The organism is Enemella evansiae (assembly GCF_004362375.1).
Lineage (GTDB): Bacteria > Actinomycetota > Actinomycetes > Propionibacteriales > Propionibacteriaceae > Enemella > Enemella evansiae.
Window position 1 is genome coordinate 234114 of record NZ_SNXA01000009.1, and the last position, 26028, is coordinate 260141.

A 26028-nucleotide genomic window follows, 5' to 3' on the forward strand; every position below is an offset into this window, starting at 1 on the left:
TCATGCCCTTCACACTTGCCCACCCGTATCGGGTGTTTCCGAAGCGCAGCACCGCTGTTTGACCACGCCCTATGGCAGTAAGGGTTTCATCCTGGGGGGCCGGGCACAAGACCAGAACTCTGAGGGCTCACCCTGAGCTACCCCTGAGCACGAGTCGGTCGCCGATCGTCACCGATCCAGCACGGCGGCGGAGTGCTCCTGGGCACTCGCCAGGCCGGCGGCCACCACACGCAGCTTGACGTTCAGCTGGTTGGAGGTGGAGCGGAGCATCGCGAACGCACGCTCCTCGGTGAGCCCGTGGCGCTCCATCAGGATGCCCTTGGCCTGCCCGATCACATCGCGGGAGGAGAGGGCCTCGCGGAGCCGTTCGGCGGTGATCCGAGCCTGGGTGAGCCGGACGGCCATCCCGGCGATGGCGGCGATCAGCACCGCCTGGTCGCGATCGCGGGCCTCGAACGCGAAGGACTCGCGGGAGTAGAGGTTGAGTGCCCCGGGCGGGCTGTCAGCCTTGGCGGGGTCGGGATGGGCGCTGAGACCGGCCGCGAGGATCGCGCCGACACCGAGTTGGGCGGCGCGGGGACCGAAGACCGGCCAGTGATCGCTGACGGCCAGATCGGCCGAACCGGAGGTGGGGGCGGAGGTGGCGGCGACCTCGATGCACGGCCCCTGCTGGGTGCTGTACTGCACCCGGTCGACCGCATGCACCCAGTCGTCCGAGGCGACCATGGTGAACGGCTTCATGTCCTCGCCGAAGATGGTGATGCTGGCGCCCTCGACGCGGTCCAGCAACCGGACGGCATAGTCCACCACCCGGTTCAACACCTCGTCCAGACTGGGTTGGCCGGCGGTCAGTTCGTCGATGAGGGACCCCACCGAGGTGTCAATGGCCAGGCCAACTTCAGAATCGAGCATCGGTTCTCCCCGTCTCAACTGCAGACCGCGCACCATGCGCTGACCCCGGGTGTCGAATTTACCGCACCGGGCGTGGAAGAGCCCGCGGGCTTGTGTCGCCGGTGGACCGGTCCGGCACCCGCGGGCCCGGTGGCTCGTGTGGATTCGCCACGGAGTCCTCCCTTTCGGGGTGTGGACGCCTCAGCGGCGAGCCACCTCACAAGTCCTTTGATCATTCATCGGTAGGACCACCTCCTTTCCTGCGTGTGCTCAACGGTAGGTCGGCCACCGGCGATGGGCAAGGAGTTTTGCCATCTGGTCAGCGGTGGGCGGGGGTCCGGGGGCGCGTCGTCCGGTTCGGCCCGGTCCGCCCGGGTGGCAGACTCGCAACTGTCGGAACGAACCCCCTGGAGGTGTTGATGCGGGCGCTGGAGATCCACACCCCGAACGGCTGGCTGCGCGGCATCGCCGATGGTGAGGTCGCGCACTGGCGGGGCATCCCGTTCGCCGCGCCGCCGGTCGAGGAGTTGCGCTGGCGGGCACCGCAACCGGTGCAGCCGTGGTCCGGTTTCCGGGAGGCCGATTCGTTCGGACCGATCTGCTCGCAGCCGCGCTCCGGCGGCCTGGGCAGCGCCGCGATGCGCCGGATGCCGCAGTCGGAGGACTGCCTGACGCTCAATGTGACCGCCCCGGCCGACCCGGAATCGGACGCGCTGCCGGTGATGGTCTTCATCCACGGCGGCGCCTATGTCAACGGCGCCGGCTCCGACCCGGCCTACGACGGTTCGACGCTGGTCCGCCGGGGCCAGGTCGTCTATGTCTCGATCAACTACCGGTTGGGTGCGCTGGGCTGGATGCATTTCGACGAGTACGCGACCGCGGACCGGCCGATCGACTCCAATCTCGGCCTGCGCGACCAGCTCGCGGCGCTGGCCTGGGTGCAGCAGCAGATCGCCCTGTTCGGTGGGGATCCGGATCGGGTGACGGTGTTCGGTGAATCCGCCGGGGCCATCTCGATCACCACCATGCTGGCCAGCCCGGCGGCCCGGGGACTGTTCTCCGGCGCCATCGCCCAGAGTTCGGCTCCCCGGGTGGTGCCGCCGTTGGAACAGGCGCACCGCTGGACGCGGGAGTACCTCGGTTATCTGGTGGCGAACCCCGACGACGGGGACGAGGTGCGCGGCATGCTGGCCGAGGTGACCAGCACCGAGCTGAGCCTGGCGCTGTCCCGGTTGTCCGCGGCCGGGTTGCGCGACGAACCGGCAGCGATCCCGGTCGTGCCGGTCGTCGACGGTGAGCTGGTGCCGCGGTTGCCGGTGGCCGCGATCGCTGCCGGGGAAGGACTTCCGGTGCCGTTGGTGATCGGCACCTGTGACCGGGAGGGGACGTTGTTCTCGCACTTCTCCCCCACCCACGCGAGCCTGAAGCCGACCTGGAAGCAGATGGTCACCAAGGCGCATTCGTTCGTCGATCCGGTGGCCGATGTGGAACACGGTGACGGCGATGAGACCCCGCCGGCGACCCAGCTGCGGGAGATCTATCCGGGTTATCCGAAGCGCGGCGCGCTCGCCGACCTGGCCGGCGACGGGGCCTTCTGGTATCCGTCGGTGGAGGTGATGGCGGCGCACAGCCGGTACGCCCCGACCTTCGCCTACCGTTACGACTATGCACCCCGATTGATGAACATGATGGGCGTGAACGCCACCCACGGCGGGGAATTGCTGCCGGTGTTCGGAATCTACGACTCCGACATCGGCCGGTTCATGACCGCCCTCGGTGGCCGGGGGCATTACGAGTCGCTGTCGGCGACCATGCAGGATCAGTGGCTGTCCTTCGCGCACCGGCACCGCCCGCTGGCGGACTGGCCGGCCTATGACATCGACCACCGGCTGACGATGATCTTCGACCGGGAGTCCCGGGTCGAGTCCGATCCCCGCGCCGACCGCCGCCGCGCCTGGCAGGCCGTCACCGCCACCTCCTCCTCCCTCATCGAGTAACCCCACCCCGCTCATCGAGTAGCAATCCCGGCGCAGCGGAGCCGGGCCCCCCACGTTCATCGAGTAGCAGTCCCGGCGCAGCGGAGCGGAGCCGGGCCCCCCACGTTCATCGAGTAGCAGTCCCGGCGCAGCGAAGCGGAGCCGGGATTGCGTGTCGAGATGAACGCACACCACACCCACGCTGGCTGAGCGAGCGAGGAACGAGCGAGACGAAGCCACCCCCTCTGGCCGAGCCCGCCCGTCCCCACTCTGCGGCTCAACTCTCACTCCGCGGCTTGCATGCGGTACGCGGAGTGAGAGTTAGGCCGCGGAGTGGGACTCGGGCCGCGAAGTCGGAGCGAGCCACGATCAGCCCGGTCACCGAGCAGCCGACCCCGGCAGACGACAAGGATCATCGAGCGCACCCCACGCTCATCGAGTAGCAATCCCGGCGCAGCGGAGCGGAGCCGGGATTGCGTGTCGAGATGAACCCTTCTGCTCAGCGCAACCCGACCCGCTCGTCCAACTCCTCGGGCTCCAGAGCCGCGAGTTCATCCAACAGCGCGATCTTGAAAGTCCCCGGCCCCCGGGACCGTTCGGCGGCGTCCTCGGCCGCGATCGTCAACCAGGAAAGGGCCGCCAGCGTCGCGGGCCAGGGTTCGGCCACCGCGAGACAGGCCGCCATCAGCCCGCCGAGGGCGCACCCGGTCCCGGTGACCCGGGCCAGCCACGGGTGACCCCGGTCGAGGGTGCCGCTGCGGTGACCGTCGGTGACCAGATCCCTGGCGCCGGTGACCGCCACCACCGACCGGTGCCGTCCCGCCAGCAGCGCGGCGGCCCGTTCGGCGGCGGTCACCGGATCGGTCGCATCGGGTCCGGAGCCACCGGCACCGGACCCCGCCAGCGCGAGCACCTCCGAGGCATTGCCCTTGATGATTCCCGGTCCGAGCCGGACCAGCTCCCGGGCCAGCGGGGTGCGCACCGGGGCGAGCCCGATGGCGACCGGGTCGAGCACCCAGGGCGTACCGCGGTCGGCCGCAACCTCTGCCGTGGCGGGGATTCCGACCGCACCGTCGACGCTGAGCGTGCCCAGGTTGACCAGTAGGGCGTCGGCCACCGTGACCAGGGTCGGCGCCTCGTCGATCGTCTCGGTCATCATCGGCCGCGCCCCCGCGGCGAGCAGGGCGTCGGCGACGAAGTTCATCGTCACCGCCGCGGTGAGGCAGTGCACCAGTGGCCGCTGGCGGCGTACCTCGGCGACCACCGCACCCAACTCAGCCATCGGCGAGCTCCTGCCGGCCGACCGCGGGGCCGAGGGCGCCGCAGCCGGCGACCAGCAGCCCGCCCAGCACGAGCAGCGCGATGGGGCCGCCCTGGCGGCCGAGCAGCGATTCCAGGGCGGGCAGATAGAACGGGTAGAGGGCCGGGATCACGATGGACAGACTGTACGCGGTGCCGTAACCGGTGGAGCGGACATCGGCCGGGAAGCCCTCGCTCAGGTAGGCACCGATCGGCCCGTAGGCGGTCACCGTGATCACCTGGAGCAGGACCGCACCGGCAGCGATGGCCGCGAGCTGGCCGCCGGACAGGGTCCAGACCCAGACGAACGGCGCGACCACCGCGGCAAGGATTCCCCACAGCACAAAGAATCTCCGGCGGCCCAGGCTGGTTGACCACTGGCCGGCCAGGGCCATCACGATCGCCTGGCCGACCGCCGCGAACCCCATGATGGTGGCCGCCGTGGTGGCGCCCACTCCGGTCGCGGGACCCAGCCGGCCGGCGAGCACGATCACCGTCATCTGGGTCAGGAACCAGAGTCCGGTCATCAGCGCGAAGAGTCGCCAGAAGTCCTTGGCGTGCGGGCCGAACATCACCTGGCGCAGCCGACCCCGAGCTGCCTGCCCGGGCGTGCCGCGGCCGGTCCCGGTCACATCGTGGACCCGCCGGTAGTAGACGAGCATCGCCACCGAGCCCAGCGCCCCGGCGACGAAGGCCAGCCGCCAACCCCAGTTGGCGTACGCCTGCGGTCCGAGTCCGACCAGCAGGCCGGCGGTGGCGAAGGCGATGCTGGCCTGCGCCCACGGCGCCATCGACATGATCAACCCGGAGACCAGCCCGCGACGCCGGGGGCGGGACCACTCCATCGCCAGCGGGATCGCGGCGCTGTACTCACCGGCGATGAACACCCCGCCGAGGAAGCGCAGCGCGATGATCCCGGTCACCGCGAAGCCGCCGATCGCTTCGTGGGTGGGAATCGCGGCGATGCCGAGCGCGCAGAGTGCGGTTCCGGCGATCGCGATCCTGGTGGTCCGGGTACGCCCCAGCCGGTCCGCGATCGGGCCGAACACCAGGCTGCCGATCGGGCGGCCGAGCAGCAGCGCCATCACCACCAGCGCACCGGTGGCGGCCGCCGCCTGCGGTCCGGCGATGCGCGGCAGGGCGGGCGCCAGGGCGACCAGCGGCAGAAAGATGTGCAGCTGGTCGACGTAGTTCCCGGCGATCCCGCCCCGCAGCGCCGCCCGGCCGGCGGGCGGCAGGGCCCTGGGTGAGTCCTGCAGCGCCGCGGTCACCGGTCTGCCTGGCTGCTGGCCACCTCCGGCTCGAGGTAGACGCGTTTGCCGAGTTCGATGAACTGCCGGGACTTCTCCGCCATCCCGGTGGCGAGCTGGTCGCCGTAGGTGTCGCGGATGTCCTGGCTGATCCGCATCGAGCAGAACTTCGGCCCGCACATCGAGCAGAAGTGGGCGGTCTTGGCGGGTTCGGCCGGCAGGGTTTCGTCGTGGTAGGCCATCGCGGTCTCCGGGTCGAGCGCAAGCGCGAACTGGTCGTGCCAGCGGAACTCGAACCGGGCCTTGGACATCGCGTCGTCCCGGTCCCGCGCGCCGGGGTGACCCTTGGCGATGTCGGCGGCATGGGCGGCGATCTTGTAGGTGATCACACCGGTCTTCACATCGTCGCGGTTGGGCAGGCCGAGGTGCTCCTTCGGCGTGACGTAGCAGAGCATCGCGGTGCCGTGCTGGGCGATCACCGCGGCACCGATGGCCGAGGTGATGTGGTCATACCCGGGTGCAATGTCGGTGACCAGCGGGCCGAGGGTGTAGAACGGCGCACCGTGGCACCAGTCCTGCTGGAGGCGTACGTTCTCCGGCACCAGGTCGAGCGGCACGTGGCCCGGGCCCTCGACCATCACCTGGACGTCGTGGGCCCAGGCCCGTTCGGTGAGTTCGGCGAGGGTGCGCAGCTCGGCGAGCTGGGCCTCGTCGTTGGCGTCGGCGGTGGAGCCGGGCCGCAGGCCATCGCCGAGGGAGAAGGCGACGTCGTAGCGGGCGAAGATCTCGCAGAGTTCGTCGAAATGCTCGTAGAGGAAGGATTCCCGGTGATGCGCCAGGCACCAGCCGGCCATGATCGACCCGCCGCGGGAGACGATTCCGGTGACCCGCCGGGCGGTGAGTGGGACGTAGCGCAGCAGCACGCCGGCGTGGATCGTCATGTAGTCCACCCCCTGCTCGGCCTGTTCGATCACGGTGTCCCGGAAGACTTCCCAGCTGAGCTGGTCGGCCTCCCCGTTGACCTTCTCCAGGGCCTGATAGATCGGCACGGTGCCGATGGGCACCGGGGAGTTGCGCAGGATCCACTCGCGGGTGGTGTGGATGTCGTCACCGGTGGACAGGTCCATCACGGTGTCGGCGCCCCAGCGGGTGGCCCAGCTCAGTTTCTCGACCTCCTCGGCGATCGAGGAGGTGACCGCGGAGTTGCCGATGTTGGCGTTGATCTTGGTGAGGAAGGCTTTTCCGATGATCATCGGTTCGGACTCGGGGTGGTTGATGTTGGCCGGGATGATGGCCCGGCCGGCGGCGACCTCGCTGCGGACCAGCTCGACGTCGACGTTCTCGCGGAGCGCGATGAAGCGCATCTCCGGGGTGATCGTGCCCTGGCGGGCGTAGTGCATCTGGGTGACGGTGCGGCCTTCGGTGGCGCGCAGCGGGTCGCGCTGCTCGCCCTGCCAGGCCTGGGATGCCTCACCGCGGCGGACGGCGCTGCGACCGTCGTCGGCGAGATTGCGGGCGCGACCGGTGTACGCCTCCACGTCGCCCCGCGCGGTGATCCACTCGGCCCGGCGTGCTGGCAGGCCCCGGGTCGGGTCGCTGCCGGGACCGGCGGTGCGATAGACGTGCACATCGGGATTCGCTGTGCCGTCAGGGGAATCCGCGAGCGAGATGGCAGTGACCGGGACGTTCAGGTCGCCCTCGTCGAGGTGGTGCAGGTGGTGCTGTGGATGGACCTCAGTCATGAGATGCCTCACTTCCTTCGCCGGAATGACCCGGACAGGTTCGAACGGTCCGGGCGGCGTCAGCCCGATCTCAGCCCCTTGCCAGAGGCCCCCGCGTGGGTTTCCACCCACCCTACACACCCCCGAATCCCCACGTTCATCGAGTAGCACCGCCGGCGCAGCGAAGCGGAGCCGGCGGTGCGTGTCGAGATGAACCTCCCCTCACCACTTCGCGCCGAACCGAACCACCTACCCTTGATCCATGGACCGACCCGTCGCCCTCACCATCGCCGGCAGCGATCCCAGTGGTGGCGCCGGCATCCAGGCCGATCTGAAGACGTTCCACCAGCTGGGCGCCTACGGCACCGCGGTGATCACCGCACTGACCGCGCAGAACACCCAGGGCGTGACCGGGGTGCATGTGGTGCCGGCCGCGTTCGTCGCCGAGCAGCTGGAGACACTGCTGGCCGATGTCGGTATCGATGCGGTGAAGCTGGGGATGCTCGCGACGGCCGAGATCGCCGAGACGGTGGGCCGGTTCCTGGCCGCCGAACCGCTGGCCTCGGCGTACTCGGTGCTGGACCCGGTGATGGTCGCCACCAGCGGTGACCGGCTGGTCGATGAGGACGCCACCGACGCGATCCGCGGGCTGGTCCCGCTGGCGTCGGTGATCACGCCGAACGTCCCGGAGGCGGCCGTGCTGCTCGGCGCCGACCCGGTGACCGATGTGGCCGGAATGCGCTCCCAGGCAGAGAAACTACGGGCCGAGCTGGGCGCCCAGCGGGTACTACTCAAGGGCGGTCACCTCGGTGGCGCGGAGTCGGTCGATGTCTGGGCCGACGAAGACGGGGTACGCGAGTTCGCCGACGAGCGCGTGGACACGAAGAACACCCACGGCACCGGCTGTACGCTCTCCTCCGCCTTGGCCGCACTCCGCCCCCAGCTCTCCGACTGGCCGGGCACGGCGCGGATCACGAAGTTCTGGCTCACCAGCGCTCTGACGAACGGCGACCGGCTCGAGATCGGCCATGGTCACGGCCCGGTCGATCATTTCACCGAGTTGAACGACACCCGCGGTACGCAGCCCTAACGCCGCCAGACCAGCCGGCCACCCTGGAAGTCCTGCCAGCAACCGGAGGCGTCGCAGAACTCATCGCTGGTCGGGTAGCCGAGGCGACCGTTCTCCCAGCCCTGATCGGCCCACCACTGGCGCAGCAGACCCCGCACGAAATGGGCGCCCGAACCCGGGGACCAGTAGATGGCGCCATTCTGGAAGGACTGGAAACAACCGCCGTCCCGGAGCCCGCAATACTCACTGTGCAAGGGATAGCCGAGCCATCCGGCCTCCCAGCGTTCGGCGCCCCAGCGGTCGAAGATCGCACCGCGGGACCAGGCGGTGCCGGTCGCTGGTGACCAGTAGTAGGTGGCCCCCTGGAACCGGTTCGCACAACCGCCGTCGCGCAACCCGCAGAACTCATCGGAGGTGGGATAACCGAGGTGCCCGTCGACACCGCCCTCGCGTACCCACGACTGCTCGATCAGACCGCGCACCGTGCGGGTTCCGGTCCCGGACGACCAGTAGATGGCTCCGTTCTGGAAGCGCTGTCGACAACCGCCCGCACGCAACCCGCACTCCTTCTCGGCGGTCGGATAGCGCAGCAGACCGGTCTCCCAACCCTGTCGGGCATAGTGGTCAAGGGTGAGCCCGGTGACCGAGTGGGCACCGGAGCCACCGCTCCAGTAGACCAACCCACCTTGGAATCGACTCAGGCAACCGGAGTCGCGCAGACCACAGAACTCGTCGTCGATCGGGTAACCGAGTTGTCCACCCTCGGCACCCAGGGTGCGCCACCGGGTGGCGATCGACCCCTTCACCAGGCGGGCTCCGGTGGTCGCCGATCGATACAGCTCACCGCGTTGTCGGAGCTGGGCGCAACCACCGTCCCGGAGCCCGCATCGGGCATCCTGGGTGGGCGTACCGGCAACATCGGCGCGGGCGCTGAACTCGGTCGGTTCGCAACCGGCCATTGCACTGAGGTGGGCCGCGACGGACTCGCCCAGTCGGCGCGCCTCCTGCTGGGTGAGATGGACACCGTCGGTGCTCATGCCCGGCTTGAAGGACCCATCCCCGGCGTCCATGTGCTCGGCGGCCGAGATGACCTGCACCCCACGATTCGCCGCCCAGGAACGGATCAGGGAGTTGAAGGGCGCGATCAGGTCGGGTGCGGGGTCGGTGGGTGGAAGCAGTGAGATCAAAACGCGCTGCGCCGGTACACCCGAGGTCGCGACGATCCGGTCCAGGTCTGCTGGAACGTTGCTGAATGGCTCTCGGCGCAGCACATTGTTGGTGCCGGCCAGGATCACCAGATAGCTGCCGCTCTGCACCCGGAGGTCGGAGACCCCCGCCAGGTCGCTGGTCCGCCACCCACTGTGCGCGTACCCACCGGTCAGCTGCAGGGCGGGATCCTGGTCGGTCCAGTACGCCCAGGAGCCGGGGCCCGGGAGGGTCTGGTCGAAATAGGTGCCCGAGCCGTAGGTCGGTGAACCCATCTCGGTGAACGAGGCACCGACGGCCGCGAAATCGACGGAGCAGGCGGCCCGTGCCGTTGCCGCCGACCTCGGCGTCACCGTCACGGTGGGTGTTGCCGTCCCAGGGGTGGTACGCGTGGGTGTGGCAGTCCGCGTGGGTGTCGCGGTCGCCGTCCGGGGCGCGGTAGCAGTCCGGGACGCGGTAGCAGTCCGGGACGCGGTAGCAGTCCGGGACGCGGTAGCAGTCCGGGTCGGGGTGGGCGACGGTGTCACCGCGTGCGCCGGTTGCACTCCCAGCCAGGCGGCGATCAGCAATCCGACCATTACGACGCGCCAGACCATGGCGTACCTGCTCTCCAGGGGTGGAAACCGAGGGCGTCCCCTCCCCCGGCGCTCACATCATGACCCTGCTCGGCTGACCCTGCCAAGACTGCTGCCGAAACCGACCGCCCGGTTAGGCGGCGCGGGGTATTGCCCGGTACGTCAATGGACTCAGCCAACAGGTCTCGGTGACGGCGCCGCGCAGGACGTAGATACCCATCGGCTCCCTGCTGAAGTGAAAGACCCGGTGCATCTCGAACCGATCGCTCTCATGCTCGCTGAACCTCACCTCATTGCGGGTGACACACATCGGCCATGCTGCACCTCGACGAGTGGTTTTGACCTCGATAAAGCGCTCGCGCTCATCGAGGTCGAAGGAGCGAATGTCATAGCCTGCGCCATCCCCCCGTTCTACCGAGACATGTTCGACAACCTCGGCAAGATCCGGCCTGCCTGCATCCCGCAAGTGCTGCCGTTCTCTGTTTAGTACCGCAAGCTCTCCGGCAAGGCCGAGTGCCCGGTTCTCAGCCTCGAGCCGTGGAAAATCGATGGGCATCGGTTCGAACTGAAACTGGGTCACTTCTGGCAGTTCGGGAGCCTCAGGCGGCGCTACTTCATGCCAGGCGAAGTCGGTCCGCGGTGCGGCCCGTCTGGTGACGTTGTCCTCCATCAGCGACAACAGGTTCGAATCGCCGGCTACCTGCGAGCGCACCTCCTCAATCAGGGCGCTCTGGATCCCTCTCGCGGGTTTGTAACCTTCGATCCAGGGAACTCCGAGCAGCTGCATGACGAATGAAATGTTCTGCATCTTCCATTCGACGGCCTTGGCACCCCGCCCCGTTAGCGCAGCGACTTCAGCATGCACCGGCGCCTTCTGGAACTCCTGCCCCACCAACTCCTGTCGCAGCATCGTCAGATATGCAGCGACGGTGATCTCGTTCTGCTCAGGGCTCCAGGGTGGCGGCACGGGCAAAATCTACCGCGTACGCATGGGGCTAGGCACTGCCTTCTCCCAACCACTTCTCCGTGGCATCCCGCCCCCGCTGGATCAGTTCGTACTGGCGCTCGGGGCTGATCGAGAAGTCGGTGGGGCGGACCGAGCCGGCGTCGACGAAGATGGTGCGGGCAATGGTGTCGGGGTCGTCGATGTGGCGGGCGTCGGCGCCGGTCATCGCGGTGTCGACGACGGCGATCCCGATGTCCAGCGCATTGTTCACCGGTTCCACCGGGCGATCGCCCTCGCGGGCCGACAGGCGTACGCCGATCGTCGGCCAGCGTGACTGGGCCCGGTCGGGCTGGTCGAAGATGGTGATCGGATAGTTCGACAGGATGCCGCCGTCCACCAGGCTCGCGGTGCCATCGGGCGTACGCAGCCGCACCGGTTGGAAGACGAACGGGATCGCCGCCGATGCGCGGACCGCCTGCGCCACCGACAACTCGTCCGGATCCAACCCGTAACTCGCCGCATCCCAGGGGAACAGCGTCATCCGCCGCCGGGACAGATCGCTGGTCACCACCACCAACCGATACTCCCGCTCCGGCGGCAGCGCCGACCCCGGATCGACCCGCCGCAGATCCCCGAAGACCCGCACACCGAGATCGCCGAGCACCCCGCCCAGCCAGTCGGCCAGGTAGTCCCCGCGGTACAACCCACCCCGGACCAGCAGCGATGCCACATCACCGACCGTGTGGAACGGCCCCAGCGCCCGCCCGAGCGGCCCGGAATCCCGCAACCGCTGGAAATCCATCGTGGCGGCCACCTCGCGTACCCGGTCCGGAGACTCCCCGGCCCGCTGCAGCGCCGCCACCAACGCGGCCGAGATCGCGCCGGCCGAGGTGCCGGCGCACCGCTCGAACCGGTACCCGCGTGCGGCCAGCACCTCGAGCACCCCGCCGAACGCGATGCCCTTGACGCCACCGCCCTCCATCACCAGATCGGCGGGTCGCGTTGCGGGGGTCTCATCGGGGGCCATCGCCATGCCCACAATCTAGCCAGCGGTAATCTCCCGCCATGAAGCTGTCGTTGCCGCTGACGCAGATCACTGCCTCGAACACCGCCTTCGTGATCCCGGACGAGGCGGTCGACGCGCTGGCCGGGGGCAGACGACCACCGGTCCGGGCGACGATCGCCGGCCAGCAACTCGCCCTGCGGATCGCGCCGATGGGCGGCCGCAATCTGCTCGGGCTGACCAAGGCCAACAAGGCCATGCTCGGTGTCGAGGCCGGCCAGACCTACCAGATCGAACTCACCCTGGACACCAGCGAGCGCACCGTCGAGGTCCCCGACGACTTGGCGGCCGCCCTGGCCGAACGGCCCGCGGCCCGCGCCGCCTGGGACCAGCTCAGCTTCACCCGCCGCAAGGAGGCCGCCGCATCCCTCACCGGGGCGAAGAAACCGGAGACCCGCAGTCGCCGCCTCACCACCCTTCTCGAGTCTCTCGACCAGTCATGACCGACCCCGAGCTCTGCTTCCTGCCCGCCACCCGGCTCGCCGCCGCCATCGCCGACGGTGAGATTTCCTCCCGGGAGGCCACCGAGGCCTTCCTGACCCAGATCGAACACGTCAATCCGCGGGTGAACGCCGTCATCACTCTGGTCGCCGAGCAGGCGCTCGACGCCGCTGCCCGCGCCGACGACCACGCCGCCAACAACGACGACCTGCCGGTGCTGCACGGCGTACCGATGCTGCACAAGGACGTCCACGACACCGCCGGCATCCGCACCACCCAGGGGTCACCGATCTTCGCCGATCACGTCCCGGCCACCGACGACCTGGTGATCGAACGACTGCACGCCGCCGGCGTGATCACCCTCGGCAAGACCAATGTGCCCGAGTTCGCCGCCGGTTCTCACACCTTCAACCCGGTCTTCGGGCGCACCGACAATCCCTATGACACAAGCAGATCCGCCGGCGGCAGCTCCGGTGGCCAGACGGTCGCCCTGGCCACCGGGATGACCCCGCTGGGTGATGGCACCGACCTCGGCGGTTCGCTGCGCAATCCCGCTGCCTTCTGCAACGTGGTGGGCCTGCGGCCCAGCCCGGGTCGGGTGCCGCAGGCCCCGGACGGCTTCGGCCAGTACACACTGACCACCAGTGGCCCGCTGGCGCGCAGTGTCGATGACGTGGCCCTGCTGCTGTCCGCGATGGCCGGCCCCGACCTGCGCGCACCCGCCTCCCTGTCCGATCCGGGCAGCCGGTTCCGCAGCGTTCCCGAGATCGATCCCAGGCAGCTCCGCGTCGCGGTCTCCGCGGATTTCGGTGGCCGGTTCGGGGTCGATCCGCAGATCGTCGGCGCGGTCCGGCAAGCGGCGGAAACCCTTGCCTCATTGGGCGTACGCGTCGACGAGACACTGCCTGACCTGCGCGATGCCGACGAGGTCTTCCGCACCCGGCGGGCCTGGCAGTTCGCCAGCAACCTCGGCCGCGTCGTGGATCGGCACCCGGATCGGGTGAAGAAGTCGGTGCACGACAACGTGGCCGCGGGGCGGACCCTCACCGTCACCGACCTGACCCGGGCGATGGTCCGCGGGGAACGCCTCTACCAGCGGATGCGGGAGTTCTTCACCGGCTACGACGCCCTGCTCGTGCCGACCACCCAGGTGCTGCCCTTCGACGCCGAGCTCGAATACCCCACCGAGATCGCCGGGAAGCCGATGGCGAACTATCTCGAATGGATGCGGTCCTGCAGCGACATCACCGCGACCGGGATGCCGGCACTCAGCCTGCCCGGTGGCTTCAGCACCGAGGGCTGGCCGATCGGTGTCCAACTCGTCGCCGGCCCGCGGGCCGACCTGCGGTTGCTCTCGGTCGCCAAGGTGCTCGAACAGGCGACCCGGTACGCCGACCGGCGGCCCGGCGTACTCGACGACCCGGCCGGCTGAGCGTCAGACCTGCGCCAGCGCGATCACCTCGGCACCGGGCAACCGGGCCAGATCGCTGCCCTGGATGGCGATCTTGGACCCGCGCACCCCGCCGCCGATCACCACCCAGCCGGCGTCGGCGACCCGCTGATCGACCAGCACCGGCCAGTCACCGGGCAGACCGATCGGGGTGATCCCGCCGTATTCCATGCCGGTCAGGCTGGTCGCGGTTTCCATGCTGGCGAAGGAGATCTTGCGGACCTCGAGGTGCTTGCGCACCGTCTTGTTCACATCGGCGCGGTCGGTGGCGAGCACCATGCAGGCGGCCATCCGAGTCGCCTCCCCACGGCGGCCCTCCACCACGACGCAGTTCGCCGACTCCGCCAGCTCCACCCCATAGGCCTCGCAGAAGGCCGCGGTATCGGCCAGCTCGGGATCCACCGGCGCCACCAGACACTCCACGCCCAACCCCTCCAGGGCCAGCGCGGTCGGCGGCGCCACCAGCTCCGGTCGGTCCAGTGCCGGCTGCCAGTCCAGATTCCCGGGTGCATCGCTCATGCCGCCCAATGTAGCCACCCGTCGAACAGGCGGTTGCGGGCATGCGAGCCGGGCGTACGATGCTGCGAGTGCCCCCGTCCTCACGTGTACGCCTCCGCGGACTGCTGGCGGACACCCGGCCGCTGAGCAACGACCACTTCCGTCGGCTCTGGATCGCCAACATCATCACCGTGATCGGCGCCCAGCTGACCGTGGTCGCGGTACCGGCGCAGATCTACCAGATCACCCAGGACTCCGCCTATGTCGGGCTGACCGGGATCTTCGGCCTGGTCCCGCTGATCGTCTTCGGCCTCTGGGGTGGTGCGCTCGCCGACGCCTTCGACCGGCGCAAGCTGCTGCTCGTCTCCACCGTCGGCCTGATCGGCACCAGCATCGGCTTCTGGGCACTGTCGGCCTTCGGCATCCAGAACGTCTGGCTGATCCTGGTCGTCTTCGCGCTGCAGCAGGCATTCTTCGGGCTCAACCAACCGGTCCGCGGGGCCGTGCTGCCGCGTCTGCTGCCCGGTGAACTGCTACCGGCGGCGAACTCGTTGAACATGACCGTGACCATGTTCGGCGCCATCGCCGGGCCGCTGATCGGTGGCATGCTGATCCCGCTGCTCGGGTACGCCTGGCTCTATCTGATCGACTCGATCACCCTGCTCGCCACCCTGGGTGCGGTGCTGAAGCTGCCCCCGCTGCCCTCCGAGCACGGCATCGGCGCCCCCGGGCTCCGCTCGGTGATCGACGGCTTCCGCTATCTGGGCACCCAACCGGTGCTGCTGATGAGCTTCCTGGTCGACATCATCGCGATGGTCTTCGGGATGCCGCGGGCGCTCTTCCCCGAGATCGCGCACACCACCTTCGGCGGCCCGGTCGGTGGCGGGTTGGCCTTCGCGCTGCTGTTCGCCGGCATCCCCGCCGGTGCGGTGCTCGGCGGGGTGCTGTCGGGCTGGGTGTCCCGGGTGGAACGCCAGGGGCTGGCGGTGCTGATCGCGATCTGCGTCTGGGGTGCGGCGATGGTCGGCTTCGGGCTGGCCACCTGGCCGGCCGGTGGGCAGGCGCTGCCGTGGCTGGTGGTCGCCTTCGCGATGCTGGTGATCGGCGGCGCGGCCGACATGTCCTCGGCGGCATTCCGGATGACCATGCTGCAGCAGGCGGCCAGCGACGCGGTACGCGGCCGCTTGCAGGGTGTGTTCACCGTCGTGGTCGCGGGCGGCCCGCGGATCGCCGACGTGCTGCACGGCGCGGTCTCCTCCCGGATCGGCCCGGTCGCCACCACTGCCGGCGGTGGCGGTCTGGTGATCCTCGGCACCCTGATCGCGGCCGTCGCGATCCCGGTGTTCGTGCGCTACCGGGTTCCGCGCGTCGGCTGAGGTGGACCCGATCCGGTACCGTCGGGGCCAGCAGGACCGCAGGCAGATGTGAGATCGGAGCGGATGATGACGGACCCGGCCAGCAGCACCGACGGATCCGAGTCGCAGCTCGACGCGGAGTATCTGCCGTCGTTGACCGTGCCGAACGCCGATCGCTATTTCCAGCAGTGGCAGCTCAACTCGCGTTCGGCGCGCAGCAACTACCCGCATCGCGAGGAGGCGTACGGCAGCCGGCCCAACGAGACGATGGACGTCTTCGAGCCGAATCGGCCGCGGGCGACCGTGCTGTTCATCCACGGCGGTTACTGGAAAGGCTTCTACAAAGAGGACTTCTCCTATCTGGCGCCCGAATTGCTGGCGAACAAGTGCCGGGTGGTGATCCCGAGCTACGACCTGGCGCCCGAGGTCACGCTGACCGAGATCGTCGACCAGGTGCGCCGCTGCGCCTCGATGGTGGCCGAGCAGTGGTCCGATCGACTGGTGGTCTCCGGGCACTCCGCCGGCGGGCAGCTCGCCGCGATGCTGCACAGCACCGACTGGGAGCAGCTTCCCGGCCTCACCGCACCGAAGATCACCGCCACCATTGGTCTTTCCGGCCTCTACGACCTGGAGCCGCTGCGCTACACCTCCCTGCAGCAGACGCTGAACATCACCGATGCCGAGGTGGCCGAGCTCTCCGCGGTACGCCGGCACCCGACCACCCCGGCGCCGTTCCTGGCCGCGGTCGGTCAGCTGGAGACCGAGGCCTTCCACGAGCAGAGCCGGGAGCTCTCCGAGTGCTGGGGCGCCCAGGTCACCGGCCCCCGCTCGATGCCCGGGCACAACCACTTCACCGTCTGCGACGAGCTCCCCCGTCTGGTCGCCGAGTTGATCAATTAGGCGGCGGCTGAGCCGACGCGAAGGCGGGTGGGTTCAATCAGCCGGCGTTCACCCGTTGCCTGGGTTGCCAGCGGACGTGGGTGGGCAGCTCACCGGTATCGCGCTCCTGGATCAGCGCGAGCCGCGGGCGTACCGCATCGGTCCGCGCGCTCGGTGGCTTCCGGCGCCCGGCCCGGTACTGGTTCGGCCACTCCGCACCCGGGCCCACATACTCCTGTTCGGCAGCCGCATGCAGGGTCCACTGCGGGTCGTAGAGATGGGTACGCCCCAGCGCGCACAGGTCGGCGCGGCCGGCCAGCAGGATCGAGTTGACGTCGTCGTAGGACGAGATCGCACCCACCGCGATCGTGCTCACCCCCGCCGGTGCGGTCACCTCGTTGCGGATCCGGTCGGCGAACGGGGTCTGGAAGGAGCGTCCGTACGCCGGCTGCTCCTGTTTGCCGATCTGCCCCGACGAGACGTCGATCCCGTCGGCGCCGTGGGCGACGAAGGCCGCCGCGATCGCCACCGCGTCATCGACCTCGTTGCCGCCGCCGATCCAGTCGACCGCCGAGATCCGCACCGTCAGCGGCTTCTCCGCCGGCCAGGCCTCACGTACCGCATCGAACACCTCGAGCGGGTAGCGCAACCGGTTCTCCAGCGAACCACCGTATTCGTCGGTCCGTTGGTTCGAGATCGGCGACAGGAACGACGACAGCAGATAGCCGTGCGCGCAGTGCAGCTCCAGCAGATCGAACCCGGCCTCGGCCGCGCGCCGGGTGGCTGCCACGAACTCCTCCCGGATCGCGTCCATCTCGGCCCGGGTGATCTCGCGGGGAACCTGGTTGTTCGGCCCGTAGGGCAGCGCGGACGGCCCGACGACCTCCCAGTTCCCCTCGGGCAGCGGGTCGTCGATGCCCTCCCACATCAGCTTCGTCGATCCCTTGCGGCCGGAGTGGCCGAGCTGGGCACCGACCTTGGCTTTGCTGTGTCCGTGGCAGAAATCGACGATCCGGCGCCACGCGTCGGTCTGCTCGTCGGTGTAGAGGCCACCACAGCCCGGGGTGATCCGGCCCTCGGGGGAGACGCAGATCATCTCGGTCATCACCAGCCCGGCACCGCCCATCGCCTTGCCGCCCAGATGCACCAGATGGAAGTCCCCCGGCACCCCGTCCACCGCCGAGTACATGTCCATCGGGGAGACGATCACCCGGTTCACCAGCTCCAACTGACCGATCCGGTGCGGCTGGAACATCGCCGGCACCACCTGGTCGGCGCCGACCTGCCGGGCGAACGCCTCGTCCACCCGCCGGGCGAACTCGGGGTCGCGCACCTTGAGGTTGTCATAGGTGATCCGCCGCGATCGGGTGAGCAGGTTGAAGCAGAACGGGATCACGTCCTGGTGGGTGTACTGGCCCAGGTCCTCGAACCATTCCAGCGATGCCTGCGCGGCCCGCTGGGTGGACTCCACCACCGGCCGGCGTTCTTCCTCGTACGCCTTCAGCGCGGTCTCGATGGTGGGGTTCTCATACAGACAGGCGGCCAGCGCCAGCGAGTCCTCCATCGCCAGCTTGGTTCCCGAGCCGATGGAGAAGTGGGCGGTGTGCGCGGCGTCACCGAGCAGTACCACATTGTCTTTGACCCAGTTCTCGTTGCGGACGGTGCGGAAGGTGATCCAGCGGGAGTTGTTGGAGAGCACCTGATGGCCCTCGAGCTCCTCGGCGAAGATCTCGGCGATCTTGGCGATCGACTCCTCGTCCGACTCTCCGGGCGCGAATTCCTTGTCCTCGTTGACATCGAAGCCGGCGCGCCGCCAGACGTCCTCATGCATCTCCAGCAGGAAGGTGGACCCCTCGTCGGAGTAGGGGTAGCCGTGGATCTGCATGACCCCCCACGGGGTCTCCTTGATGTAGAACTTGAACGCCTCGAAGACCAGGTCGGTGCCCAACCACATGTATTTGCACTTGCGCCAGTCCTCGGTGGGGCCGAAGGTCTCGGCGTACCGGGGCCGGATGCTGGAGTTCACACCGTCGCAGGCCACCACCAGATCGTGGGTCGCGCTCAACTCGTCGACATCGGGGGCCATCGTCTCGTAGTGCACGGTGACCCCCAGGTCGGCGCACCGCTGCTGCAGCATCTGCAACAGTTCCTTGCGGCTCATCGCGGCGAAGCCCTGACCGCCGACGGTGGTCAGCTCGCCCTTGTAGTGGATGTCGATGTCGGTCCAGCGCGCGAACCGATCCGCCATCATCTTCGCGATCTCGGTGTCGGCGTTGCCGATCCCGCCCAGGGTCTCGTCGGAGAACACCACGCCGAAACCGAAGGTGTCGTCGGCCCGATTCCGTTCCCAGACGGTGATCTCGTGGTCGGCGCTGAGCTGCTTCATCAGCGCTGCGAAGTAGAGGCCGCCGGGGCCGCCACCGATGATTGCGATCTTCATGGTCTCACCTCTCCTGAGGGACTGCTGCGGGTTGCGCGGTCTCGGCAGCGAGCTGCTCACGCAGCCGGAAATGCTGCAGTTTGCCGCTGGGGTTGCGCGGCAGTGCCGCGACGAAGCGGATGTCGCGCGGGTACTTGTAGGGCGCGATCTTCTGCTTCACGAAGTCCTGGATCTCCTTGCGCTTCGCGTCGTCGCCGACGATCCCGTCCCGGAGCACCACGAAGGCGCAGACCACCGAACCGCGATCGGGGTCGGGCCGCCCGACGACCGCGGTCTCGGCGACATCGGGATGCTGGTCGACGGCCATCTCGACCTCCGGCGCGCCGATGTTGTAGCCGGAGGAGATGATCATGTTGTCGGAGCGGGCCGAATACCAGAAGTAGCCGTCCTCATCCATGGTGAAGGTGTCACCGGTGAGGTTCCAGCCGTCCTGGACATAGTCCAATTGCCTGTCGTCGTTGAGATAGCGGCAGCCGATCGGGCCGCGGACCGCGAGCCGGCCGAGCGTACCGGGCGGTGCGTCGTTGCCGTCGGCGTCAACGATCTTCGCGCTGAATCCGGGGACCGGTCGCCCGGTGGCACCGGGGCGGATGTCGTCATCGGCGGCGGAGATGAAGATGTGCAGCATCTCGGTCGCACCGATGCCGTCGATCAGCCGCAGCCCCGTCCGCCGTTGCACCTCGTGCCAGACGTCCTCGGGCAGGTGCTCCCCCGCCGACACCGCCCGGCGTACGCTGGCCAGCTGGGATTCCTTGTTCTCCTTGAGAATCTGCCGGTACGCCGTGGGTGCGGTGAACAGGCAGGTGACGCCGTGCTGGGCCACCAGGTCGGCGAGCTGGGCCGGGGTGGCCTTCTCGATCAGCAACGACGCGGCGCCGACCCGGAGCGGGAAGACCACCAGGGCACCCAGACCGAAGGTGAACGCGAACGGCGCGGTGCAGGCGAACAGATCGTCCTCGGTCGGCTTGAGCACGTGCTTGGCGAAGGTGTCGGCGTTGGCGAGGATGTCGCGGTGGAAGTGCATGGTGATCTTCGGGACGCCGGTGGACCCGGAGGTCGGGCCGAGCAGGGCCACGTCGTCGCTGGCGGTCTCCACATTGGTGAACTCGCCCGACTTGGCCTCGGCCAGGCGCACCAGGTCGTCATCCCGGTCACCGCCGAAGGTGACCAACCGCAGGTCGTAGTGGGAGGCGACGACCGCCTCGCGCAGGTCGTCGACGAAGCGGTGGTCGGAGATCGCCACCACCGGCCGGGTGACCCGGATCAGCGGCTCGATCTCGTTGGCCCGCAGGGCGAACATGGTGGTCACCACCACCCCGCCGGCCTTCAGCACGCCGAGCCAGCAGGCGACGGTCCAGGGATTGTTCGGGGAGCGCAGCAGCACCCGGTTGCCGGGGACCACGCCGAAGTCCTCGGTGAGCACCTGGGCGATCTGGTTGGCGCGGTGCTGCAACTCGCCGTAGGTCCAGCGCTCCCCCTCGGGGGTGAGCAGCGCGAGCCGATCCGGTCCGTGCTCGGCGACGGCGCGATCGATGAGCTCGCCGGCGGCGTTCAACCGCGGCGGATAGTTCAACTCCGGCAGGGTGAACTCCAGGTCGGGCCACCGCTCGTCCGCGGGCAGGTTGTCCCGGGCGAAGGTGTCCACGTGGGCCGATGGGTTGAGCTCCATTGCTGTTCCTCTCCGACGATTCCGTCGCGGTCGGTCGATCAGGGTCGGCGGACCATGGCTTCCTGGGCGACGGTGGCGATCAGTTCTCCTGCCGGGGTGAAGAATCGGCCCGTGCCGAGGCCGCGCTCGTGGCCGTACCAGCCGGACTCCTGGGCGTACAGCAACCAGCCGTCGACGCGCGCCGGCCGGTGGAACCACATCGCGTGGTCCAGTGAGGCGGTGAGCGGTTTGCCCTCCCCCTCCCAGGGCCAGCCCAGGGCGCGCAGCGTGGGTTCGATGATCGTGTAGTCGCAGACGTAGGCGAGCGCCGCGGCGTGCAGTTCCGGGTCATCGGGCAGCGGCGCGAACGACTTCACCCAGACGGCCTGGTGCGGCACCTGGTCGCCCTCGATGGTGAAGTAGACCGGGCCGGGCACGTGCCGCATGTCGAAGCTGCGGCCCTCCGCCCAGTAGCGGGAGGCCTCGTCGTCACGGCCCTCGAGGTATTCGGCCGAGGACGGCAGCGACTCGGGATCGGGCATCGACTCCGGCATCGGTGGCTGGATCGGTTCGCCGAGTTCGGGGGCGGCGTGGAAGGAGGCCAGGCAGACGTAGACGACCTTGCCGTTCTGCAGCGCGCGGACCTGGCGGGTGGCGTACCCCCGCCCGTCGCGCAGCACCTCGACCTCGTAACGCACCTCCGCGCCGATGTCGACCGGGCGCATGAAGTAGGAGTGCATCGAGTGCATCGTCTTGTCCGGGCAGGAGAGCATCGCGGCGCGGGCGGCCTGGGCCACCATGTCGCCGCCGTACGCCTTCGGCCACGGGCAGTACTGGGTGCGGGCGAGCCAGGCACGATCGAACAGCTCCGGGGGGACCTCGGTCAGCTCCAGAGCGGCGAGCAGCGTGTCGGACGTCGGCATGTGATCCAGAGTATTGCGATAGAGTGACGTTCGTCAAGCATCTGTCATATGGGTGGGTGCGGTACGACAGGAGCGTGCGATGACCGTCCTCGACGAGCTCACCGGGGCCCGGCACACCATGACGCGCCGGCTGGCCTGGCACGAGACCGATGCCGCCGGACACAACCACTTCGCCGCGGCGATGCGCTGGCTCGAGGAGGGTGAGCACGCACTCTGGCGCTCCCTCGGACAGGCGGCCATGGTCGGCGCGGTCCCGCGGGTCCACGTCGAGGCCGACTATCTCGGCCGGATCTTCTTCGACGACGAACTCGAGGTGACCACCGGGGTGATCCGCGTCGGCCGCACCTCGGCGAGCTTCGGGACGGTGGTGCGCCGGGACGGCCAGGTCGTCGTCGAGACCCGCCACGTGGTGGCGTACGCCCCGGACCCGCGCGGCGGCGCGCAGCCCTGGCCCGACGACGTACGCGCCCTGCTCGAGACCCCGCCCGCCACCCCGGACGCCGGCTGAGCGAGCGAGGAACGAGCGCTCGCTCAGCCGGCGTGCTCCAGGGCCTTGTCCCGCTGCGCGGCCAACCGGGCGGCGGCGTCCGGCTGGCCGAGCAGCGACTCGGCCGCGGCGAGCAACTCGGCGAAGTGCTGTTCACCGCGCTCCCAGGTCTCCCCGTACCCCTTCAGCACCCGGGCGCAGCAGAGCACCTCGCAGGCCAGGTCGTAGTCGGTACGGGAGATGCGGACCGCCAGATCGAGCCAGGCGTCGATCTCGGCCTGTTCGTGCACGAAGCGCAGCGACCGCGGCCGGATCGGCCGGAGCCGGGCCAGGGTGGAGAGTGTGGTGAAACCGAGCACCGAGGTGGTGTTCACCACGATTCCCTTGTGGGCGAAGAAATCGACCACCTTGGCGAACGCCTCGTTCTCACGCAGGCTGGCACCGAGCCGGACGGGCAGGGTGTCGGTGATCTCCTCCAGCTGCGGATGGAGGTATTCGCGGACCGCGATCGGCTGGTCGTCGGCGGCCCGGGCCTCGTCACGGATCCCGGCGATCCGGGCCGGACGGACCTTCTGCCACGCCACCTGGATGGTGTCCTGGTAGCACATCCACAGCGCGACCCAGCGAGCCGCCTCGGTGGTCAACCGGGCCGCGCCGTCCGGGTCGGTCTCGTAACCCTCCAGCCGGGCGACCCGGTCCAGGTAGCGGTCGGCGTAGGCGGAGTCCTGATAGAGCGCCACCCGGGTGACACCGCGGAGCAGCATCAGCCGCGCCGGTTCGGGGAAGGCCCGGCCGATCCGCTCGGCCTGGGTGCGCAGCTCGTCACCGACCAACCGGGTCGGGTCGGTGGCCGCGATCCCGCGCAGTTCGACATCGCGTTCGGCCTGCTTCTCGGCCGCCGACTTCGGCCGGCTGCCGAGGGTCAGGAACACCTTCTGGGATGAGGATTCCTGCGGTTGCTCGGCGGCCCGCACCTCCGCCTCGGCCAGCTCGAAACCGGCCGCGAACGCCCGCAGCGAGGCGTCGACCCCCTTGCCGGTGTCGCGGATGGTCTGCTCGAACTGCTCGCGGGTGAACTCCAGCGCACCCGAGCCGGCCAGTGCGCCGAACAGCGAGGCGCTGATCACGCTGCGGGCCTCGGTGGCGAGGGTGTTGAAGTCGGCCGAGATGAGCCGCTTGGCAGCACGCCGGGCACCGGCCAGCAGCTCGTCGGAATCCACCCGGGCATCGGCCGGACCGGACTTCTCCGCGATCGAATAGACCCGGTTGGTGGAGGCGATCAGCGTGGTCCGGTCGGGGGTGACGAAGCCGCGCTGCACCGCCCGCCCGGCCTCCATCAGCTCGGAAGCGATCACCACGTCCACCTCACCCGGGGTGGGCATCGTGGACAGGATCGGTTCGGCGCGGGCGCGCTCATCGACCTCGGTGCGCGAAGCGCGCGGGGGGTCCAGGGGGTCGTCCCCCTGGCTTCTGATCATCGGATAGAGCTCGATGTAGTAGACGGTGGCCCCGGTGCGTTGGGCGACCCCGGCGACCGAGGTGTTCTGGGTCGTCCACCCGGCGGCGCGGGCGGTGTCGGCCACCCAGTTGGACAGCACCCCGCCGCCCTCACCGCCCATCGCCAGGATCGCGATCGTGATCGGGCGCCGACCGGCGCTCCAGCTGCTCACGCGACACCATCCTCGGCGGTCAGCAGCGGCGACTCGATCCGGGCGGCCCGATCCTCGATCCCCTTGCCCAGCAGGGAACGCCAGCGGTGGCGTACGGTGTCGAGGGCGTGGTCCAGCCGGCTCGGGTTCTGCACCACATCGGTGCGATAGAACGACGGGCACAGCGAGGCGGCGTGCGCGTTCGCTCCGCACACCCCGCAGCCGACGCAGGAGTCGGTGACCGTCGCGACCGGGTCGAGACGCATCGGATCGGGATTGTCGGTGATGGTCAGCGAGGGGCAGCCGGAGATCCGGATGCAGGCATGGTCACCGGTGCAGGTCTCGGCGTCCACCCCGAAGCGTTCCCGGACGACCCGTTTGCCGTCCCGCAACGCCTGTTGTCGTTGCGGCTTCTCCCGGCGCTGCTTGTTGAGTTGGCATTCGCTCTGCGCGACGACGACCTTGGGTCCCTTGTCGGTGGTGGTGAGCGCGTCGACGAAGACGTCGCGCAGTTCGGCGACCTTGAAGGTGTTGCTGACCGTCTTCGCCCACTTCACACCGACCCCGCGGACGGCGCGTTCGATCGAGTGCTGGGTGGAGCGGATCGGGTTCTCCGCCTTCGAGGACAGGATGTCCTGGCCACCGGTGGCGGCGGCGTACGCGTTGTCGACGACGACCAGCATCTGATCGGACCTGTTGAACACCGCATTGCCGACACCGCTGGTCAGGCCGTTGTGCCAGAAACCGCCGTCGCCCATGATCGCGACGGTCCGTCGCCCGGTGTCACTGGAGTCCAGGGCGGCCCCGCCGGCGGAGCCGAGCCCGTACCCCATCGTGGTGGCGCCGAGATGGAAGGGTGCGCCGGAGCCGAAGAGGTGACAGCCGATATCGGCGGAGACGTGGTGCTTGCCGGTCTGCTGCTCGGCCAGGGTGAGGGCGGAGAAGATCGGCCGCTCCGGGCAGCCGGTGCACAGACCCGGTGGCCGCGGCTGCACGACCTCGGCGGAAACCCTGCTGCTGAAGGGACTTTCCGGATCATCGGCGTCCCGGAGCAGGGCCGGACGGGCGGAGATCAGCTCGGGTGCGTACCGATCCAGGAACGCCGCTACACCACGGGTCACCACGGTCGGTGAGTATTCACCGGCCTTCACCAGCAGGTCCTTGCCGTGCAGTGCGGTGTCCACACCGGCGCGGCGCAGCACGGCGTTCAGGTTCTGCTCGATGTAGTCGGGTTGCCCCTCCTCGACCAGCAGCACCGCCTTCTTGTTCTCGCAGAAGCGCAGCACTTCGGAATCGATGACGGGATAGGTCACGTTCATCACATACAGCGGGACCTCGGTGTCACCGAACGCGTCGGAGCAGCCGAGCAGTTCCAAGGAGCGATTGAGGGTGTTGTAGAGCCCGCCCTGCACGATGATCCCGACCTCGGCCGCGTCCTCGGCGAAGAACTCGTTCAACCCCTTCTCGGTGATGTAGCGCACCGCCGCGGGCCAGCGCTGGTCCACCTTCTCGATCTCGTGGGCGAAGCTCATCGGCGGCAGCACGATCCGCGAGGGATCGGTCTTGGGCGCCGCTGCCGCCTCCTTGACGGTCATGATCGGGCGGCGATTGTCCTTGGCCGCAAAGGATCCGGTGAGGTGGCAGGAGCGCAGCCGCAGCTCCAGCATCACCGGGGTGTTGGACACCTCGGAGAGTTCGAAGCCGGCCTCCACCGCATCGACGATCGCGGAGATGTTCGGGCGCGGGTCGAGCAGCCACATCTGGGACTTCATCGCGAACGCATGGCTGCGTTCCTGCATGATCGACGAGCCCTCGCCGTAGTCCTCGCCGACGATGATCAGCGCGCCGCCCATCACCCCGCCGCTGGCCAGGTTGGCCAGGGCGTCCGAAGCGACATTCGTGCCGACGGTGGATTTGAAGGTGATCGCCCCGCGCAGCGGATAGTGCACCGAGGCGGCCAGCATCGCGGCCGCGGTGGCCTCGGAGGCGGAGTTCTCGAAATAGACGTCCAACTCGCCGAGGATCTCCCGGGCGTCGCCGAGGACGTCCATCAGGTGTGAGATCGGCGCACCCTGGTAACCACCGACGTAGGCGACCCCGGACTGCAGCAACGCCTTGGTCACCGCCAGGATGCCCTCACCGTGGAAGTCGTCACCGGCCCCCTTGCGCAGGTGCTCGACCTCGGTCGCGAATGATCGTTCAGCCATGACCCCTCCGGAGATATCGCGTGCCCAGGACGTACGTCATCGAAGCAATGTAACC

The 26028-nt window shown here is 69.0% G+C and carries 20 protein-coding genes and 1 riboswitch; of the genes, 7 read left to right on the top strand and 13 right to left on the bottom strand.

The genetic code is table 11. From position 1 onward, the window contains the following. Positions 1-168: 168 nt before the first annotated feature. Positions 169-912 (bottom strand): GAF and ANTAR domain-containing protein, encoded by a 744-nt coding sequence (locus C8D81_RS09250; RefSeq protein WP_133625969.1) that lies wholly within the window; start codon positions 910-912, stop codon positions 169-171. Positions 913-1310: 398 nt separating this feature from the next. Between C8D81_RS09250 and C8D81_RS09255 the strand changes: the two genes are divergently transcribed. Then, positions 1311-2888 carry a carboxylesterase/lipase family protein gene (locus C8D81_RS09255; RefSeq protein WP_094355304.1) on the top strand — a complete coding sequence of 526 codons (1578 nt, stop codon included), beginning with the start codon at positions 1311-1313 and terminating at the stop codon, positions 2886-2888. Between the two features lie 478 nt (positions 2889-3366). On the opposite strand, the gene thiM is transcribed toward C8D81_RS09255, so the two are convergent. From thiM to thiC, 3 genes are all read right to left on the bottom strand, one after another. After that, positions 3367-4149, bottom strand: coding sequence for a hydroxyethylthiazole kinase (thiM, locus tag C8D81_RS09260; protein WP_098476890.1), 783 nt, complete (start codon positions 4147-4149; stop codon positions 3367-3369). After that, the gene (locus C8D81_RS09265) at positions 4142-5437 is read right to left on the bottom strand and encodes an MFS transporter (protein WP_229237948.1); all 1296 of its coding nucleotides are present in this window, start codon (positions 5435-5437) and stop codon (positions 4142-4144) included. Before C8D81_RS09265 ends, thiM begins: the two co-directional genes overlap by 8 nt. After that, positions 5434-7158, bottom strand: a complete 1725-nt coding sequence (thiC, locus tag C8D81_RS09270) for a phosphomethylpyrimidine synthase ThiC (RefSeq protein ID WP_098476889.1) — start codon at positions 7156-7158, stop codon at positions 5434-5436. Before thiC ends, C8D81_RS09265 begins: the two co-directional genes overlap by 4 nt. Then, positions 7154-7263, bottom strand: a riboswitch (TPP riboswitch). It overlaps the preceding gene by 5 nt. Before the next feature lie 136 nt (positions 7264-7399). Here thiC and thiD point away from each other — a divergent pair. Then, positions 7400-8227: a bifunctional hydroxymethylpyrimidine kinase/phosphomethylpyrimidine kinase gene (gene thiD, locus C8D81_RS09275; protein WP_098476888.1), complete on the top strand. Its 828-nt coding sequence runs from the start codon at positions 7400-7402 to the stop codon at positions 8225-8227. Here thiD and C8D81_RS09280 read toward each other — a convergent pair. The 3 genes from C8D81_RS09280 to C8D81_RS09290 all read right to left on the bottom strand — a co-directional run bounded on the left by C8D81_RS09280 (position 8224) and on the right by C8D81_RS09290 (position 11966). Beyond that, positions 8224-9765 (bottom strand): GDSL-type esterase/lipase family protein, encoded by a 1542-nt coding sequence (locus tag C8D81_RS09280; RefSeq protein ID WP_133625970.1) that lies wholly within the window; start codon positions 9763-9765, stop codon positions 8224-8226. The two genes, thiD and C8D81_RS09280, sit on opposite strands and share 4 nt — an antisense overlap. 355 nt (positions 9766-10120) lie before the next feature. Then, positions 10121-10954, bottom strand: a complete 834-nt coding sequence (locus tag C8D81_RS09285; RefSeq protein ID WP_133625971.1) for a DUF3883 domain-containing protein — start codon at positions 10952-10954, stop codon at positions 10121-10123. A gap of 28 nt (positions 10955-10982) precedes the next feature. Beyond that, positions 10983-11966, bottom strand: a complete 984-nt coding sequence (locus C8D81_RS09290; protein WP_094403220.1) for a patatin-like phospholipase family protein — start codon at positions 11964-11966, stop codon at positions 10983-10985. Positions 11967-11998: 32 nt separating this feature from the next. Here C8D81_RS09290 and C8D81_RS09295 point away from each other — a divergent pair, with 32 nt between their 5' ends. Both C8D81_RS09295 and C8D81_RS09300 read left to right on the top strand, forming a co-directional pair. After that, positions 11999-12439, top strand: coding sequence for a YdeI/OmpD-associated family protein (locus tag C8D81_RS09295; RefSeq protein WP_098476885.1), 441 nt, complete (start codon positions 11999-12001; stop codon positions 12437-12439). Further along, positions 12436-13869 carry an amidase gene (locus C8D81_RS09300; RefSeq protein WP_098476884.1) on the top strand — a complete coding sequence of 478 codons (1434 nt, stop codon included), beginning with the start codon at positions 12436-12438 and terminating at the stop codon, positions 13867-13869. The genes C8D81_RS09295 and C8D81_RS09300 overlap by 4 nt, the downstream gene beginning before the upstream one ends. 3 nt (positions 13870-13872) lie before the next feature. Here C8D81_RS09300 and C8D81_RS09305 read toward each other — a convergent pair whose 3' ends face one another. Then, a complete protein-coding gene (locus C8D81_RS09305) occupies positions 13873-14406 on the bottom strand; it encodes a YbaK/EbsC family protein (protein WP_094405949.1) in 534 nt (177 codons plus the stop codon). A gap of 68 nt (positions 14407-14474) precedes the next feature. On the opposite strand from C8D81_RS09305, the gene C8D81_RS09310 reads away from it, so the two are divergent. Together C8D81_RS09310 and C8D81_RS09315 are read left to right on the top strand one after the other, a co-directional pair. Then, a complete protein-coding gene (locus C8D81_RS09310) occupies positions 14475-15761 on the top strand; it encodes an MFS transporter (protein ID WP_229237949.1) in 1287 nt (428 codons plus the stop codon). A gap of 66 nt (positions 15762-15827) precedes the next feature. Continuing rightward, complete coding sequence (locus C8D81_RS09315) at positions 15828-16640, top strand: alpha/beta hydrolase (protein WP_208109202.1); 813 nt, start codon at positions 15828-15830, stop codon at positions 16638-16640. Between the two features lie 37 nt (positions 16641-16677). Here C8D81_RS09315 and C8D81_RS09320 read toward each other — a convergent pair whose 3' ends face one another. Genes C8D81_RS09320 through C8D81_RS09330 form a run of 3 tightly spaced genes read right to left on the bottom strand, consistent with a single transcriptional unit; the run spans position 16678 to position 21630 of the window. Then, entirely contained in the window at positions 16678-19059 is a 2382-nt protein-coding gene (locus C8D81_RS09320) for a bifunctional salicylyl-CoA 5-hydroxylase/oxidoreductase (RefSeq protein ID WP_133625974.1), read from the bottom strand. Positions 19060-19063: 4 nt separating this feature from the next. Continuing rightward, on the bottom strand, positions 19064-20728 hold the full coding sequence (locus C8D81_RS09325; protein ID WP_133625975.1) for an AMP-binding protein: 1665 nt from the start codon (positions 20726-20728) through the stop codon (positions 19064-19066). 38 nt (positions 20729-20766) lie between these two features. Beyond that, on the bottom strand, positions 20767-21630 hold the full coding sequence (locus C8D81_RS09330; protein ID WP_133625976.1) for an acyl-CoA thioesterase: 864 nt from the start codon (positions 21628-21630) through the stop codon (positions 20767-20769). Positions 21631-21709: 79 nt separating this feature from the next. Between C8D81_RS09330 and C8D81_RS09335 the strand changes: the two genes are divergently transcribed. Further along, a complete protein-coding gene (locus tag C8D81_RS09335; RefSeq protein ID WP_133625977.1) occupies positions 21710-22138 on the top strand; it encodes an acyl-CoA thioesterase in 429 nt (142 codons plus the stop codon). A gap of 23 nt (positions 22139-22161) precedes the next feature. On the opposite strand, the gene C8D81_RS09340 is transcribed toward C8D81_RS09335, so the two are convergent. Further along, complete coding sequence (locus C8D81_RS09340) at positions 22162-23787, bottom strand: indolepyruvate oxidoreductase subunit beta family protein (RefSeq protein ID WP_094405942.1); 1626 nt, start codon at positions 23785-23787, stop codon at positions 22162-22164. After that, positions 23784-25973 (bottom strand): thiamine pyrophosphate-dependent enzyme, encoded by a 2190-nt coding sequence (locus C8D81_RS09345; protein WP_133625978.1) that lies wholly within the window; start codon positions 25971-25973, stop codon positions 23784-23786. The genes C8D81_RS09340 and C8D81_RS09345 overlap by 4 nt, the downstream gene beginning before the upstream one ends. Positions 25974-26028 lie beyond the last annotated feature (55 nt).

Bases quoted from the DNA above. Each gene is read 5' to 3' on its own strand.
- C8D81_RS09250 (WP_133625969.1), bottom strand. From the start codon at position 912: ATGCTCGATTCTGAAGTTGGCCTGGCCATTGACACCTCGGTGGGGTCC.
- C8D81_RS09255 (WP_094355304.1), top strand. From the start codon at position 1,311: ATGCGGGCGCTGGAGATCCACACCCCGAACGGCTGGCTGCGCGGCATC.
- thiM (WP_098476890.1), bottom strand. From the start codon at position 4,149: ATGGCTGAGTTGGGTGCGGTGGTCGCCGAGGTACGCCGCCAGCGGCCA.
- thiC (WP_098476889.1), bottom strand. From the start codon at position 7,158: ATGACTGAGGTCCATCCACAGCACCACCTGCACCACCTCGACGAGGGC.
- thiD (WP_098476888.1), top strand. From the start codon at position 7,400: ATGGACCGACCCGTCGCCCTCACCATCGCCGGCAGCGATCCCAGTGGT.
- C8D81_RS09290 (WP_094403220.1), bottom strand. From the start codon at position 11,966: ATGGCGATGGCCCCCGATGAGACCCCCGCAACGCGACCCGCCGATCTG.
- C8D81_RS09295 (WP_098476885.1), top strand. From the start codon at position 11,999: ATGAAGCTGTCGTTGCCGCTGACGCAGATCACTGCCTCGAACACCGCC.
- C8D81_RS09300 (WP_098476884.1), top strand. From the start codon at position 12,436: ATGACCGACCCCGAGCTCTGCTTCCTGCCCGCCACCCGGCTCGCCGCC.
- C8D81_RS09305 (WP_094405949.1), bottom strand. From the start codon at position 14,406: ATGAGCGATGCACCCGGGAATCTGGACTGGCAGCCGGCACTGGACCGA.
- C8D81_RS09315 (WP_208109202.1), top strand. From the start codon at position 15,828: ATGACGGACCCGGCCAGCAGCACCGACGGATCCGAGTCGCAGCTCGAC.
- C8D81_RS09320 (WP_133625974.1), bottom strand. From the start codon at position 19,059: ATGAAGATCGCAATCATCGGTGGCGGCCCCGGCGGCCTCTACTTCGCA.
- C8D81_RS09325 (WP_133625975.1), bottom strand. From the start codon at position 20,728: ATGGAGCTCAACCCATCGGCCCACGTGGACACCTTCGCCCGGGACAAC.
- C8D81_RS09330 (WP_133625976.1), bottom strand. From the start codon at position 21,630: ATGCCGACGTCCGACACGCTGCTCGCCGCTCTGGAGCTGACCGAGGTC.
- C8D81_RS09335 (WP_133625977.1), top strand. From the start codon at position 21,710: ATGACCGTCCTCGACGAGCTCACCGGGGCCCGGCACACCATGACGCGC.
- C8D81_RS09345 (WP_133625978.1), bottom strand. From the start codon at position 25,973: ATGGCTGAACGATCATTCGCGACCGAGGTCGAGCACCTGCGCAAGGGG.